Annotated in this window: 11 protein-coding genes and 1 pseudogene; 4 read left to right on the plus strand and 8 right to left on the minus strand. The window is 65.4% G+C overall.

Translation table 11 applies throughout. The features are described from left to right. Positions 1-2,175 precede the first annotated feature (2,175 nt). The 3 genes from K1T34_RS40945 to K1T34_RS40955 all read right to left on the minus strand — a co-directional run bounded on the left by K1T34_RS40945 (position 2,176) and on the right by K1T34_RS40955 (position 6,139). The gene (locus K1T34_RS40945) at positions 2,176-2,754 is read right to left on the minus strand and encodes a YceI family protein (RefSeq protein WP_220240049.1); all 579 of its coding nucleotides are present in this window, start codon (positions 2,752-2,754) and stop codon (positions 2,176-2,178) included. Between the two features lie 1,037 nt (positions 2,755-3,791). After that, positions 3,792-4,196, minus strand: a complete 405-nt coding sequence (locus K1T34_RS40950; protein ID WP_220240050.1) for a helix-turn-helix domain-containing protein — start codon at positions 4,194-4,196, stop codon at positions 3,792-3,794. 344 nt (positions 4,197-4,540) lie between these two features. Next, on the minus strand, positions 4,541-6,139 hold the full coding sequence (locus tag K1T34_RS40955; protein WP_220247658.1) for a Na+/H+ antiporter: 1,599 nt from the start codon (positions 6,137-6,139) through the stop codon (positions 4,541-4,543). A 256-nt stretch (positions 6,140-6,395) separates the two neighbouring features. On the opposite strand from K1T34_RS40955, the gene K1T34_RS40960 reads away from it, so the two are divergent. After that, positions 6,396-7,247 carry a helix-turn-helix transcriptional regulator gene (locus tag K1T34_RS40960; protein ID WP_220240051.1) on the plus strand — a complete coding sequence of 284 codons (852 nt, stop codon included), beginning with the start codon at positions 6,396-6,398 and terminating at the stop codon, positions 7,245-7,247. A gap of 329 nt (positions 7,248-7,576) precedes the next feature. Beyond that, the gene (locus tag K1T34_RS40965) at positions 7,577-9,319 is read left to right on the plus strand and encodes a nucleotide disphospho-sugar-binding domain-containing protein (protein WP_220240052.1); all 1,743 of its coding nucleotides are present in this window, start codon (positions 7,577-7,579) and stop codon (positions 9,317-9,319) included. Positions 9,320-9,441: 122 nt separating this feature from the next. Here the strand turns inward: K1T34_RS40965 and K1T34_RS54860 are convergent, their stop codons facing one another. Continuing rightward, the gene (locus K1T34_RS54860) at positions 9,442-9,822 is read right to left on the minus strand and encodes a transposase (protein ID WP_220240053.1); all 381 of its coding nucleotides are present in this window, start codon (positions 9,820-9,822) and stop codon (positions 9,442-9,444) included. Between the two features lie 23 nt (positions 9,823-9,845). On the opposite strand from K1T34_RS54860, the pseudogene K1T34_RS54865 reads away from it, so the two are divergent. Both K1T34_RS54865 and K1T34_RS40980 read left to right on the plus strand, forming a co-directional pair. Further along, a pseudogene (locus K1T34_RS54865) lies at positions 9,846-10,187 on the plus strand (DDE-type integrase/transposase/recombinase); the annotation flags it as partial. 14 nt (positions 10,188-10,201) lie between these two features. Continuing rightward, a complete protein-coding gene (locus K1T34_RS40980) occupies positions 10,202-10,459 on the plus strand; it encodes an integrase core domain-containing protein (protein WP_220240054.1) in 258 nt (85 codons plus the stop codon). A 373-nt stretch (positions 10,460-10,832) separates the two neighbouring features. On the opposite strand, the gene K1T34_RS40985 is transcribed toward K1T34_RS40980, so the two are convergent. The 4 genes from K1T34_RS40985 to K1T34_RS41000 form a co-directional block, all read right to left on the minus strand. Further along, complete coding sequence (locus K1T34_RS40985) at positions 10,833-11,963, minus strand: catalase family protein (RefSeq protein ID WP_220240055.1); 1,131 nt, start codon at positions 11,961-11,963, stop codon at positions 10,833-10,835. A gap of 197 nt (positions 11,964-12,160) precedes the next feature. After that, positions 12,161-13,300 (minus strand): peroxidase, encoded by a 1,140-nt coding sequence (locus K1T34_RS40990; RefSeq protein ID WP_220240056.1) that lies wholly within the window; start codon positions 13,298-13,300, stop codon positions 12,161-12,163. Positions 13,301-13,699: 399 nt separating this feature from the next. Then, a complete protein-coding gene (locus K1T34_RS40995; RefSeq protein ID WP_220240057.1) occupies positions 13,700-14,278 on the minus strand; it encodes a hypothetical protein in 579 nt (192 codons plus the stop codon). A 116-nt stretch (positions 14,279-14,394) separates the two neighbouring features. Next, a complete protein-coding gene (locus tag K1T34_RS41000; protein ID WP_220240058.1) occupies positions 14,395-14,670 on the minus strand; it encodes a hypothetical protein in 276 nt (91 codons plus the stop codon). Positions 14,671-14,993 lie beyond the last annotated feature (323 nt).

Genomic DNA, 14,993 nt, shown 5'->3' on the forward strand with positions numbered 1-14,993 from the left:
TGGGATCTAACGTGTCGGATTCGGCTTCGAGGCTTTCCTTAGATTCCTGTTGGCGGGGGAGTGGGACAAAATGTTCCATTAATTGCCTCCATGCTGGAGATTGTCGGTCCGAAGGAAACCCTGGTTTCCTTCGGTGCCCAGGATGAGCCTTCGTCGTTGCCAACGGCACCGAACACTTCTTGGGAACCCGCAGAGTCGGACCGGGCGTGCAGGTCGTCTACGGCGGGCCAGTATTCCAGGACGGCATGGCCTGCTGGGTGAGCAATCATGAGACCCTTTTTCCGGAGCCCATTGGCTGGCGAGCGCGGGAGTGACAGCCCGCCCCGGTGGCTCTGGAGTCCGCTTGCGTGGGTTTTGCTCGCGAGCTGGGCGGCGGCCCGGCCCCTATGATTCTCATGCTTCGACGGTCATCGTCGGCGGAGTCGTGGCGGTCCGTGTCGAACTAGGGGCGGTTTAAGGGCTATTTTCGACCTCAAATGAGGTCGAATGACGTCGACTGAGAGCATCAGATTTTGCAAATATCCAAGCTAGATCGACTGAGACCGACTAAAAATCACTTGTTCCAGCTAACCGGAGGGTTCTTGGTTCGAGTCCAAGCGGGGGAGCAAAGCCCAGGTCGCAGGCCTGGGCTTTTTGTTACCTCGGAGTAGGGGCGATTTAAGGGCGATGAAACCCCCAAGTTCGTGACAGCAGGCGGGCGTGCCTCTGCCTTCCCCGGGTGTCGCGTCGACTGACGCGCAGGTAGTCGTTCGGTGACGCTTCGCCGGACGTTGCGAAGGTGATCTCTCGGCCTGCAAGCGCCGCTTGGGTGTCGGCGTTGGATCGGGCTTGTTCCTGTAGCGACGCGATTTCTCTGTGAGGCGGGTAAGGCCCCGGTGGTCGGGTGTGGAGCTGGTTGTCGCAAGCGGGTCGCCCAATGTGCTGGTGATGTTCGTCCACCGATGAGGCGGTCGGCTGGTGATTGGGTGTCTGGCGGCGAGCGAAAGGGTGCGTGGACGGCGACTGCCGCAACGGCTCCGTCGCTGCGGATCCCGGGTCCACCAGGGGCTCGGATCCCGAATCCGCTGGTTAAGAGTTCGCGGCCTGACCTGTCGGACGGTGCCGAATGATGCCGGAGAGTGTCGTTTTCCTGGGCTGCCGGGCGCCTGGGGTGGTGGTCTGTGCCGCCGTCTGCCGTCGTGTTTCCGACTGCTCGGGCTCGTCTTGGCCTCGTGCATGCCGGACTGTGCTGTCTGGACAGAAGCTGATTCAACGACCTCTTCCTGGGGTGGCTCGCGCCGAAAGCCCTGAAGCTCGGCGCGAACTGGCTACCTCAATGGACGGCGCCGCGGCGAGCCGAACACCATCTGAAGTCAACGAACCTCGCTCCGTTCGGGTGGCCCCACGGCGCCGCCTGATGTCTATCGCGACGACGGTCCAACCGGCTCGACTGCAGGTTGAAACCTCGTCGGGGGCACCGCCCAGACCATCATTACCCGAAAGGCCCAGGCTGGCCGGCGCGCTGGTCATCGAGGGCGCGTACGACCTCTCGTCGATGCGCTGGACGCAGACCATCGCCCCGACTGTCGCGTGTTCGGGCTGTGGAGTGGTGTCCGGCTGGGTGCACAGCCGCTACGTCCGGCAACTGTCCGACGCCGCCTCGTCCGGTCGTGAGGTGCTGATCCGGTTGCGCGAATCCCGTGACCGAGTGTCTTGGACGCAGGGTGTACTCAGTCTGCGGCAAGCAGCGTGTTCAGCTCTTCGTGCGAGGTTTCCCCGGTAGTAGATTCGGCCAGTCGGCTAATGGGAGGTCCTGCAGGGCCGTCTCCAACCGGTCCGAGGTGATCGTCAGGCTGGAGTTACCCGCCCAAGGCAGCGTCGCCAGCACGCGCGCGCAACTGCCGTTCCGAGAGGTCCAGTTCCGGGTCGACCCTGACATCTCCGTGCTGAGATCGGTTCGGTTCCTACCGCCAGCCCCGCGGCTCCAACAGCGCGATGCGGCGCCGGATGTCGCGCGCCCATTCACGAGGTGCCGTCGGACGATGGTCTCCACGTTACGCGGGGCCGCAATGATGAATAGTTGAGAGATAGAGGCTCCTCGCCGCTACCTCCGAACATCCATACAAAAGGACTACTCGGCAAGAAAATAAGAAGGATTCGACACAATCACCGTCGTCATCGGGGTCAGGCCGTGGGTCAGTGGGCGTGGGTTATCAGGGCCGCCTCGATTTCCACCGTAATCTGCACCTTCTCGGAGAGGGCGACGCCGCCTCCGGGGATGGGGCTGTTGAAAGTGACGTCGAAATCGGTTCGGTTGAGCTCGGCGGTAGCGCTGAACCCGGCGCGCGCGCCCGCCATGGGGTCCTCCCGGTGAGCGTCCGGCCCGAACCCGTCGACCTCCAGTTTGAACGTGACAGGGTGAGTCACGGCCTTGATGGTCAGTTCGCCGTCAAGGAGGAAATACTCGCCGTCGCGACGGACGCCCGTCGACCGGAACGTCGAGGTCGGATACCTCTCGACCTCGAAGAAGTCAGCGGACCTGATGTGGTCATCACGCTGCCGATTGTTGGTGTTGATCAACGTCACGTCGATAGCCGCGGTCACGCTGGAGTCCAGTGGATCCACCCCAGTAATGATCTCACCCTCCAGGGCCCCAAAACTTCCGCGCACTTTACTCACCATCAGGTGTCTGATGGTGAACGAGACGGTGGAGTGTACCGGGTCGATAACCCAGGTGCCTGCGACGTAACCTGGGATCCCGACAACTTCGGCCATGGGGACGACTCCTCAAAGTAGGGCTGTCTACTTCTATTTGAATACTTCCTATTGGAAACACCTCTATTCTTCACTTGGGGCCTGCCCCGGCGCAAGGAGGCACCTTTTCGTGACCCAATTACCTCGAGGGAACCATGGGCTGAGCAGGGAGATCTTGGTGGCGCGCAGTCCCGTTCCTTGTGCTGGGCCGACTGCGGGTACTGCGCTTACCCACATCGCCGCGGAACCAACCGTGCCGTACAACGCATCCAGCCAGGAAGGACAATTCCCAGGCTCCGCTTCCCCGTCTCCGGTCCGGTGTGGGAGAGGAAGAACGCGGCGAAGCCGATAGCGGTTGTGAAACGACGTCGTGCTGGCGAGCCTGAGGCGGCGGACCGTGCCGCGATCAGTTCGCCGACCCGGCACGCAGGTAGCGCCGGCAAGCATCGCCCCGGCACCAGCGAACCGCTTTACTCGCCGGCTGCCTGCGGGATGACGGCCGTGCCGAGGCCGTTAACGGCGGCGAGCACATTGCGCACCAGAACGTGGTTCTCCCGGAACCGATGGTGAACGCGGTGTCCGACAACAGGACGAGACCACCGAACCGCCCTGGCGATCGCGGACGCCACCAGGTGCAGCGGCCACGCCGTCACCAGTCCACATCCCAGCGAGCCCGCGGTGCGCACCGGAGGTCGTCACGCCTTCGGGGTACGCAAGTCCACGACGACGCGGCGGCGTCGTACTTGCGGTCGCGTCGGAGCTGCTCGATCCGGGCGACTACCTGCGTTCGGGTCAGCTATGACGGGTCGCTCCCAGGTGGCGGAACCGTACTCGGTGACAAGGTACAGATCGTCCTGGCGGTCGAAGCGGACCTCGACCACACGAAATCCTCAGAACGTGGGTGAAACAGCGCTCGTCGGTTTCGGACCTCGTAGATCGGTCATCGGGACTAGATCAAGTTCATCTGCCCAAATTGCACTCATCATTCGACTGGCGTGGGCGAGGCCTACGGCTGCCGTCGCGGAGTGTCGCCGACTACGGTGACGAGCCGAGCGTCATCAGCTCGTCGAGTCGCCACTACGACGGCTGTCGAACTCGATGCGTGCTGTGTCGATTTCCGCGATGTTCCGAAGGCTCCACTGCACGAGGGGGACCGTCGCATCGAGGAGAGTGTTCCCTATGGGGGTGAGCTCGTAGGTAACGTTGGGGGGCATCACGGCGTAGACCGTGCGGGTCAAGATCCCGTCGCGTTCGAGCCTGCGCAGGTTGGCGGTGAGCATCTTTTGGCTGATGCCTGCGATGGATCTCCTGAGTTCGGAGAACCGTTTCGGGCCGCTGCCGAGGGTGTCCACGATGCCCAAGGCCCACTTGTTGGCGACGAGATCGATGACCTCGCGGGCGCGACAGCCGTGCGGGCCGGCCAGCCGAGCCTCTGGCGTCGCGGTGGAGTCGGTGGGAGGCATCTGCCACCTCCATGTTACCCGGGCACTCCGAAGTGCCAGATTGACGATTTTTGCATAGTTCCCTGAGGCCGCGCCAAACCCGAGCTACTACGCAAACGCGTCCTACTCGCCGAGTGAACCCAACCAATTACGGAAACCGTGCCTGAACCGGATTTCGACCGGCGTCGACACGGACACCGGCGGTTCCGTCAAGCACATAGACCAGTCCGTGCCGGCCGGTGACGCCCCGCTGTCCTTCAAAGAGCCGTCGCCGTCTCTGGCCCGACTGCTGGCCGACCGACCCAGCGCCCCACAGCGGCCGACGCCCGGCTCCCGATCCCATGAGCGGGCGGACCGATGTCACCTCATTCCTCGTGCTCGGCTGGCTCCAGCTGCAGCTCCTCGGCGTCGATCCGCGCCTGCACCCGGCGCAACACGATGTCGTCGATCACCTGTTCATCGCGCAGCCTGACCAGCGCCGCGCGTTTGTAGGGCAGCAAGGCCGCGCCGAGCAGCTCGTGGTGGCGCCTCTGGCCGGCGGTGTGCTCGACCTCGCGCACGGCCCGGGTGCCATCCGGCGGGCCGTGCGCGTCATGCAGCGCGAGCAGCTGGTGTTCGTGCACGGTCCGCACCAGGTCGGATACGTGGTCGGGGCAGCGTAGCCGCCGCGCCGCGCCCGGCAGCGCAGCTAGCGCCGCCTCTGTCGCAGCGCGCTCGGCGATCAGTTCCTCCTGATTTTCCCCGTCGGTGTCGGGCAGGCGCGCATGGCGGATGACGGTGGGCAGGGTGAGGCCGTGCCCGAGCAGCATCAGCAGGATGACTCCGAACGCCACGACGACGATTAGGTTCCGTCCGGGGACCGTCGTGACGGTCACCACGAGCGTCATGGCCAGCGAAGTGCCGCCGCGCAGTCCGGAGCACGCGAGGACCAGGACCTGTCGTGGCGGCAGCCTGCGTGACCGTCCAGCCGGGCTGCGATCGAGTAGCCGCGTGAGGTAGGTCACGGTGAAGATCCATGTCAGACGGATGCCAACTGTGGTGGCGGCGACCAGCACGATCCCCACCAGAGCCTGGTGCAGCGTGTAGTGGTGCGTGCCCAGTATCGCGTGCGGCAGCTGGGTGCCGACAAGGATGAACAGCGTGCCGCTGAGTAGGAATGCCGTCAGTTGCCAGAACGCCCGTGCCTGGATCCGGGTCCGGCCCGAGGCCAGCCGTGGCCCGACGTGGCTGAAGGTCAGTCCGCAGGCCAGCACGGCCAGGACGCCGGAGGCGTGTAGCTGCTCGGCGAGCAGGAATGCCGCGAACGGCGCTACCACGTTGATCCCGTTCTCCAGCAGGGGGTCCCGTGCCAGTTTCCTGGCCATGACCGCGAGCCAGGCGATCGCCAGGCCTGCGGCGAGTCCGCCGAAGAAGGAGACCGCGAAGCGCGACAGTGTTTCGGTCCAGGTGAACGCGTGCTGGTGTGTGGCGACGGCCATTGCCACGGCGAACACGACCAGCGCTGTGACGTCACTGACCACGCTTTCCGCGCGCAGCATCGTGGTCATCCGCCGCGGCAGCCGGGCCGCGACGCGTCCGATCGCCGACGCGTCGGTCGGGGCGAGGATGGCGCCGAGGATCCAAGCGGCCGGCCAGCTCAGCCCCAACGCGTGCCCGACGGCAGCCACTGCCCAAGCGGTGGCCAGCACCAGCCCGAGGGAGTTGAGCAGCACCATCGACAGGCTCGCGCGGATCTCTCGCAGTGACGTGGTCAGCGAGTCCCAGTACAGCAGTGCGGGCAACACCACGACCAGGATGAGGCTCGGCGGGACCCGCAGGTCGTGCAGCCAGGGCAGGAACGCCAGGGGCACGCCGCCGGCGAGCAACACCAGCGCCGCTGCGACCCGCACGTGGACGGCGAGCCAGCTCAGCGCCACCACCGCGATCAGGACGGTGACAATCACCTGCAAGCTACGCGGATCCATCGACCGACCCGCCTGTCGTCTGGACGAGCCTGACGGCGGGCCGGTGCGGACGTCTCGCCGCGGTCGGTTCAACGGGCGCCACGTACCCCAGAACGGGTCGCACCAGGACGGAATCGGACATGAGTACCTCACCTGACAGGCTGCGATGTCATTCGCCACCCATCAGATCCGCGTCCTCGCCTACGCGGGAGACTCCACCGGAAGGGGTAACAGCAGTACCTCCCAACGAGCAGGCAGATGAATGTACGTTCGTGACGTGGACAACAGGTCCGATGTCCAGGAGTTCCTGACTAGCAGGCGTGCGCGGATCACGCCGGAGAAGGTCGGGCTGCCTACGCTCGGCCAACGACGCCGAGTCCCCGGGCTGCGCAGGGCGGAGGTTGCGCAGCTCGCGGGGGTGAGCGTCGAGTACTACACGCGCCTGGAGCGCGGCAACCTGTCCGGCGTCTCCGAGTCGGTGCTCACGTCGCTGGCGGCGGCACTTCGCCTGAACGAGGCCGAGCGCGCCCACCTGCTCGACCTTGCCAGGGCCGCCAGCAGCGGGCAAACACAGCCGTGCCACAGGAGTTCGCACACGAATGTCCGGCCAAGCATCCACCGCATCCTCGACGGCATGACAGGCGTCGCGGGCTACGTCCGCAACACCCGCATGGACATCCTGGCCGCCAACCGCTTGTGCCAGGCCCTGTACGTCGACATCATCACGCCGCGCACTCTGCCGCTGAACCTCGCAAGATTCCTATTCTTCGATCCACGCGCCATCGACTTCTACACCGACTGGGACAACGTCGCCAGCGACACGGTGGCGGCGATGCACACGGAAGCCGGCCGTAATCCGCTGGACCGCGGCCTCAGCGCCCTGATCGGCGAACTGGCCACTCGCAGTGACCCGTTCCGCAGCCGCTGGGCGCGGCACAACGTCCGCGGGTGCCGGACCGGGACCAAACGTATTCACCACCCGCTCGTCGGCGACATCGAACTGACCTGCGACAGCCTTGACCTGCCCAGTGACTCGCTCGCCCTCGTCACCTACACCGCACCGCTGGACAGCCCGGCCCAGGAACAACTGGATTTCCTGGCCAAGGGTCCAGCGAGCGACCACCCGTGATCCGGTACACCGTCGATCGTTCGGGCTGAGCGCGTGACCGGCTGCAGAGCGGAATGCATCGGACGACCCGTTGATCACGTCGCAGTGGGTTGGCACCGATCTCCTAGCCCCGGCACGGCCACGACCCTGATCCCTGGCTTCGTCGAGGCGTGCCTGCCTTGTACGGCGGGAGGTCAATGTCGGGCGGCTTTCGCCTCCCGCGAGTGGCTGTCAACGCGAAGGCGGCTCTCACTCGCACCGTCCCGACGCGGGGCTGCGATCGTGTCGCTGTGATGCCTGCCATCAGGTGACTCGCAAGAGAGAACCGATTCGGAACTTAGCATTGGGATATGCGTGTTCTCTTTTCCGGTGCGCCTCTGTACGGGCATCTGATGCCCCTGCTGCCGTTGGCGCGAGCCCTGGTTCGCCGCGGCGACGAGGTGGCCTTCGCTGTGCCGCCTTCGCTGGCCCCCGTCCTCGCCAGCGAGGACGTTGAGATCTTTCCAGCAGGCGCCGAGCCGCTCGCCATCCGCGCCGAAATCCTCCGGCGCATCGGAGTGAACACGGCGACCGGTCCTACCGCCGACAGTGATTGCGAGGCCTTCGCGGGGGCGGGCCTGGACCTGGCCGTCGAGCAGGTGTTGGCGGTTGCCCAAGAGTGGCGCCCGGACCTGGTGATCGGGGACGTCTTCAGCTACACCACCTTGCTCGTAGCGGCCTGTGTGCACGTTCCGGCCGCACATGTGACCCTCCGTCACGAAGTGGGCGAATTTGAGCATGCTCTACGAGCTATGGCCGCCAAACGCTTCGAAGCCCGCGGCCTCACCTTTCGGCCGCCGAGTTGGGTGTTAGACATCTGCCCGTCCGATCTCCAGGTGCCCGGATGGCGCAAACCCCCCGGGTGGATGCCCATGCGGCCGCAGGCCCATACCGCGCCCGGCGGCGTGACCCGGACGCCACACCACGGCGAACGCCCGCAACTGCTGGTGACCTTCGGTACCGCGTTCAGCGATCCCACCCTTGTCGATCCGATCGTGCGCGAACTGACGGCTTTGGACGTCGACCTGCGAGTCACCGTGGGGCCGACGGCAGCGCCGGAAGATTTCAACACCGATTCGGGCCGGATCGTATTCGAGCGGTTCACTCCGCTCGCGGATCTCCTCCTGGGCGTTGACCTCGTCGTCGCGCACGGCGGAGCCGGGACGACCCTTGGCGCGCTCGCCGCGGGTATCCCCCTGGTGCTGGCCCCGCAGGGCGCGGACCAGTTCGTCGTGACCGAGCGGGCGGTCGCCGCAGGCGCCGCCGCGTCGGTCCTGCCCGGCCCAGCCGTGCCCTCCGAGATCGCCACGGCTGTGAGGACCGTCCTGACCGAGCGGAGGTTCCGGGACGAGGGTGATGAAAAGTTGCTCGCTGTAGCCGAAGAAGTGGAGGGATTCTTTGTTCCGCCGGACAAGCACCATGGCGAAGTCGCCATTCTGAATGTGCGGGTGAGTGCTCATGCGCCAAAAAGGACCGACGACGCGATTCTTTACATTATAAATAGTCAGCAAGAAACGATCGGTGAGTATTTTATCGGTCGAGTGGTGTTCGGCAGTGGGGAGGTGAACTATTGGAGCGGAAACAAATCCAGGTTTGAATTTCGGTTCTTCGGAAATCGGTGCGAAGTTCCTGGGACTGGTGAAATCTGGCGACGCTGGGCTTCGGGGGTCCCGGTGCGAAAAGGGGAATGGCTTGACTTGTCGCTTGATCAGCAGGAGTCGTGGCTGCACGTGGTGCAGAACTCGTGGTTCACGACAGGTCATCGAGCTGGTCGTTACGGAGATGATGATATTGTCCATCTCGATGGAGCTCAGATTTCAACGAAAACCGGCTTCTATTGTGCCCTAGGTGAGGCGGTCAATGGTCCTGGAGGGTATTTTGGATCGAACTTGGACGCCCTTGTTGATTGTATTCGTTCCAGCCCTGCTCATAAATCGTTGATCGGGATACGGTGGGACGATTTCGCTGCATCTAGGGAAGCTTTGGGGATTGAATTCATTGATGCAGTGATGGGAGTTATGCATGAATTTGGCGTAGAGGTAACCTGCCTCTAGTTGTAGTCATTTCTCTTTTGTGTCTTTATGGAGTCAGCTAACCGAATGTCTTTGTCGACGTGTTCACATATGTTCGATTGACCTGCGGCTACGGAGAAACTGCTGGCCTGCCGATGGTATGATCATCTGGCTCGTTGTTCCCGCAGCGGGGCGGCTGCCCCTGTGTAAGGCGTGCCCGGGCGGCGGGCGCCCGCGGCATGGCGGGTGCGCCGGCACGATGCCGGAGTCGACGGAGACTTCCCGGTCGAGTTCGTCGATCGCCTCGCAACCACCTGTACACGAGCCACCAGCCTCGCCAAAGTCCCTGAACGCGACCAGCGCCAGAACCGGTTGTAGACCGCCTTCCATGGCCCATAGCGTTCCGGCAGGTCACGCCACGCGACACTGGTCTTGGCCTCGAACAACATCCCGTTGATCACCTGACAGTCATCGCCCCGCGGACGCCCCTTCGCACCAGAAGTCGGAAGCAACGGCTCGATCGCCTGCCAATGCTCATCAGTCAAACCACAAATGCGTCGGGCGGATCATGCGCGAACGTGGGGTGGTCGGTCTGACCCGCAGGCGGCGCAGGTCACTGACCAAGCCCGACACCGTGGCGGCGCCGGTGCCGGACCTGATCGGCCGGGACTTCACCGCCCCGGCGCCGGGCCGGCGGCTGGTCGGCGACATCACCTACCTGCCCACCCAGCAGGGGTGGCTCTACCTGGCCACGGTGATCGACCTGCACACCCGCGAGGTCATCGGGCACGCGATGGCCGAGCACATGCGCGCCGAACTGGTCCGCGATGCCCTCGACCTCGCCGTCCGACGCGGCCTGACCGGCGATGACGCGATCTTTCACACCGATCGCGGGTCGCAGTACACCTCCCAGCGGTTCCGTCCGTGCTCGCCGGGCACGGCGTGCGCCCGTCGGTGGGGCGGACCGGGTCGTGTTTCGACAACGCCGTCGCCGAGTCGTTCTTCGCCACCCTCAAAACCGAGATCGGCACCACCGTGTGGGCCACCCGCGACGAAGTCCGACGCGACGTCTTCGCCTACCTCGGCTACTACAACTACGACCGTCTACATTCGACACTCAACTACCGCACCCCGCACGAGGTCCGTGTCGGCTATCGCCAAGGCCTCACCCTCGTGGCATGAAATCCGGTGCCCGGTCTTCGGGGGCAACCTCAGTTTGACGTTGCACGAGGTCGCGGCGCAGTCACAAGACGTGGCTGATCGCTGGTGGGGCGCCGCCACGCATCGGCACCGAAGCGAGGACCAGCCGGACATGATCCAGGTGTGGCCAGTGAGAGCGCACCGGCGTGGCAGTGCGCTCCTGCTCCCTCCTTGGTCTTGAATCGGGCGACAGACACTGACGGGAGCGGTCATTGGCGTGGCGAGCGCATCGGACTGGCCGGCCAAGAACCGGTCTTTCTCAGCGTCGAGATCAGCGTAGGTGCCTTGATCAGGCGTGACTGAGTCGGCGCGGGTGCGTCGCACGACGTCGGCGTGGCCGGGAGTGGACTACATGTCAGCGCGCCGCGGGGAGTACGTCGTCCGCGCTATGAGGTTCCTCGCGCATCTGCTGGTTCAGCTGGTGGCGCAGGAGCGACGAGTGGCGGTAGACGTCCTTGCGTGCCCGCATGATGTTGCCGAGTGGGGCGTGTTCAGCTGTGACCCGCCACGGGGTGAAGGACAGCGCGTCCATTGTCTCGAGGTTGTCCTTGCCTGAGATGTCCTGTTGCGGGAGGTGGAGCTTGGCCACCGTCACGTACGGCGACAGCTGCTCGGACCATTCCACGGTGACGTCTTGTACCGGCATTCGCTGCAGATCGGCGCACAGCTGGACCTGAACGTCGAATTCGTAGGGGCGCTCCTGCAGCTCCGCCACCAGAGCGGGCCGGAACACCTCCGCTGTCGCGCTGGGATCGATGGTGCGTCGGACGACTGCCTCGGCGAAGCCCGGATCCGGGGCGATGCGCACCTTGGCGATGTAGTCGCCGTGGCGGACCGAGCCCATCGTCCAGTAGCTCGACAGCAGCACGTTGACCAGCGGGATCGCGCCGAGCTTTATATAGGCCAGGAACTCGTCCCAGGCCCAGTCCGCTTGGTCGAGCGTTCCCTTGCCGGTTACGAAGTCGCTGAAGAAGCGGTGCGCTCCGGGGCGTCCTTCGGCGAAGTATGTGGATGACTTGAAGAACAGCTCCTGGATGAACAGGTAGTGGGCCACGGTGTTGCAGAAGAAGATCGGCGCGTTGATGTTGGCGTAGTCGAAGGTGCGCGTATCCGGCTCATCGTCGAGCAGGGTCGGACCGTCGATGTCGAACATCTTCAGCGCCAGCCCGATCGCCGTGCCGAGGCGCGCGTCGGGTCCGGCGTGGGGCGACCCGTTGGAGAAGCGGACCAGCGCGTCGTGCCTGCCCGGGACGGCATAGATGCCCTGGGCGTACTCAGCCGGGAGCTGGTCAAGGATCTCGACCTCCCCCCGCACCACTCCGTACCCCTTGGCATGCGCGTCCCGAACAGCCCGCCCTGTGCCCCCGGCCGTGACCGATCCAGTGATGTAGCTCGCAGTATTGTCGATCACCGTCTTCAGGTTCTCGTCGAAGTGCGGCTCGACGCCGTCGACGTCGGGCGTGTAAGGGACGAATCGTGGAGCCATGAGCTCGACCTTTCTGATGTACGTCTCGCGCGCAGACGCCGTGGCTTCGGCCTAGCTGGGCAGGCGCCGCGCAGGTCCAGCAGGGGAGTCACGCCGGAAGGTTCGCGTTCGGGCATCGTCGCGACGGGCTTCGCCAACGCCTGCGGGGCTTTCGACTGTCGGCACCGGGTACCGGTCCGGCACCGGCCCACTGGTGCTCAGCTCTCCAGGTCGGCGAGCCAACGCAGGGCGTGCAGACCCGGGAGGAAGCAGTACTCGCCGCCTCGTGTGGTCACGAAGCTCGGCAGGTTGTGGATGCGGCGCCGGATGGGCTTTTCGGGGATGGTGAGGCTGTCGGTGCCGTCGTGGTGACCGGCCACCGGGTCCCTCTCTCCGGAGTAGCCGATGAAGTTGCCATCGTTGACCCATTGGGACTTAATGAATTCGAACTGCCGATCCAGGTGGGCGCCGATGAAGACGCCGATGAGGCCGCGATCGGCGCCGTCGTCTTCGAGGACGCCTTCCGGCAAGGGCGGGCCGTAGGTGGTGCCGCGGCGGATGATCCGGTGCAGCCGTGTCGTCCCGATGATGTCGGCATCGCGCGGGTTCACCCGCCGGATGTGCGCGCCGGCGGGACACTTGAACCCGCGGTCGTCGTCTTCGCGGTACTGGAAGTCGTTGTTGCGGTGCGGGTCCGTGCCCAGGGTCTCGTCGTCTTGATTGGGAGAGAGGGTCAGGGGCGCCCCGCTCGGCCAGCGCCCGACCATCTTGGCCGCCAGGCGTGCCTCTTCCTCGGGGGTGGCGCTGTTCCCTCGGAGGAACTGGCGCCAGGCGGCGACGTTGGTGTGCAGCTTGCGCACGGCCAGGTAGGTGCCGTTGCGGCCCAGGATCTCGGGCTGAGGCATGGGCGGGAGGTTCCCGGTCTCATCGGGATAGCCGAGGATGAACTCGCCGGCCTTGAGGGGCGTCTCGTGCGGATTCGAGCTTGGCAGACCGAGCCCCTCGATGCTGGGAAGACTAATGCCGTCGCGGAAGCCGAACGTCGTGCGCCCGGTGGGCAGTTGGCGGACCTCCTGTTGCCAGATCACCTCGACACCGGGCGTCTCCTGGGGGGCGGCGCGAGCTCGGCCGAACGCCTTCTCCAAGCGCGCCTGATCAGGGGCGAGCGCGCTGATGGCGATGTGAACGTCCGGGGTTCCGAACGGTGGCTCCCAATGGGACGGGTCGCTCTCCCCGGTGTCGCCGATCTCCTCCGCGCGCGCCGCCATGCCCTGCTGGAAGGCCACCGGGAAGCTGTCAAGTGACACCTGGGGCACCCCGAGGGCGCGTAGTCCCTGGTAGGTGAAGGCCACGGCCACCCAGGCATCTTGATCCGGCTCGGCGCTGGGCAAGCCCCCCTCGACTGCCGGGAGCAGCCGCCGCAGGAGCGCTCGTCCGGCGCGGGGTTCGTCAGCGCGCAGGAGAACGTACCTCCCCGCGTACGGCCTCGGCCGGGGGTGCAGCGCTCCACTCTGGATGTCGTCGACCTCTAGGGTCACGCTCGGTGCGCGGGCGCTCGACACTTCGTTCATGGTTGCCCTACCTCCTTCTCACCCGTGCAAATGACCCGGCGCGGCCGGCGGGCGTTGTGACCAGCGCCCGGCCGGCCAGGTCCGCGCCTCCACTCATGACCTCACGGACGGGATTTCGGGTACGCCGACCGCTCGGCGTCCCCACCCATTACCCAACCCGTGTACCGCGGGTCCGGTTCGGTGTCCTCAGCCCGAGGCCTCGTCGAGCAGCCTCTTGAAGGCCGGCGTGGCGACCAAGGCTGCGTTGGCCGGGTTGTCCAGCGCTGCCCGGAACTCGGGGGTGTCGAGCACGGCCTGGAAGGCGCTGTCGACGCGTTGGTCCTTCCAGATCTGCTTGACGGTGAGGTCCGGGTAGGAGCTGGCGAAAATGAGGGCAGGCGCCTGGTGGGCTACAAACCAGTCCTTGACGTTGGGGTCGGTGACGCCGGGAAAGCCCTCCGAGTGGGAGAAGATCTTGCCGAAGTGCTCCCCGACGATCGTGGCGGCGAAGTCGTCGATGTAGGTGTCCCAAGAACCGTCGAAGACGCTGGCGAACATGAACCGCGTGTCGTCATCGAAGATGACGTGCCGCGCGTCGTGCAGTGTGCCAATCTCTCGGAGCGCCGACCGCTCCGCCCTGTAGGCGGTCGAGATCTGGGCGAGGTCCTGGCGCAGCTGGTCCGCGTGGCCTGGCTTGATTGTGGTGAAGACCGCGAACTCGGAGGCCACTCCATCCGTCAGGCCCGGTCGTTCCGGGTGGTCCGTGTGACTTGGCATCGTCGTCATCTGAGTCTCCCTTCATGATCACTGTTGGCCTGCGGGGTTATTCCCGGGCCGGTGGGTGGTGCCGATCACTCGCCGGCGCAGTGTCCTTCGCGTGGCAGTAGGCGAGTAGTTGCTGTTCATTGGGGGAACAGGAGGAACACGATCGCTGCGCCGATCAGGGCGGCCAGGATTCCGGCCGTGTACGTCGCGTCGGCTCCGCAAAGGAACGATGACTTCGCTCCGGTGATGATCTGCGTCGAGTACAGTGGCTCCTGTTGGACGCGGTCGGCGGCGCTCGAGAGCGTGTATCCGACGGCGATCAGGTTCAGGCTTGTCTGCGACGACTCGAACGTGCGCCTGATCGAGGGCTGAGCGACGTCGGCCACCGACATGTTGCAGGTCGGCAACCCCACCAACCACAATCAACCAGACGAGCACCAGGCCCGCGTCGGCGGGCTCGTCGGATGGCGCCGCAGCGCATGCGGCAATGTCTTGTTCGGTCCCGGCCATTCGCCTCATCTTCTGCCCGCCGCCGGCGCGACATCCGCCAGCAACGAAACCGCAGGTGCGAAGTACCCCGGCTTCTCGACGCTAAGCGGCTGACGGAGGAACGGACACCACCCGCAAGGGGTGAAGGCGCCGGACGCTCAGCGGTGCGCGCGGCTGACTCAGTCGGGTGCGGGTGGCGCCGGCGGGCCATGGTCGAGGTAGGTGCGGGTCCCTTGCCAAGCCGCGC

The sequence above is a fragment of the Amycolatopsis sp. DSM 110486 genome (assembly GCF_019468465.1).
Lineage (GTDB): Bacteria > Actinomycetota > Actinomycetes > Mycobacteriales > Pseudonocardiaceae > Amycolatopsis.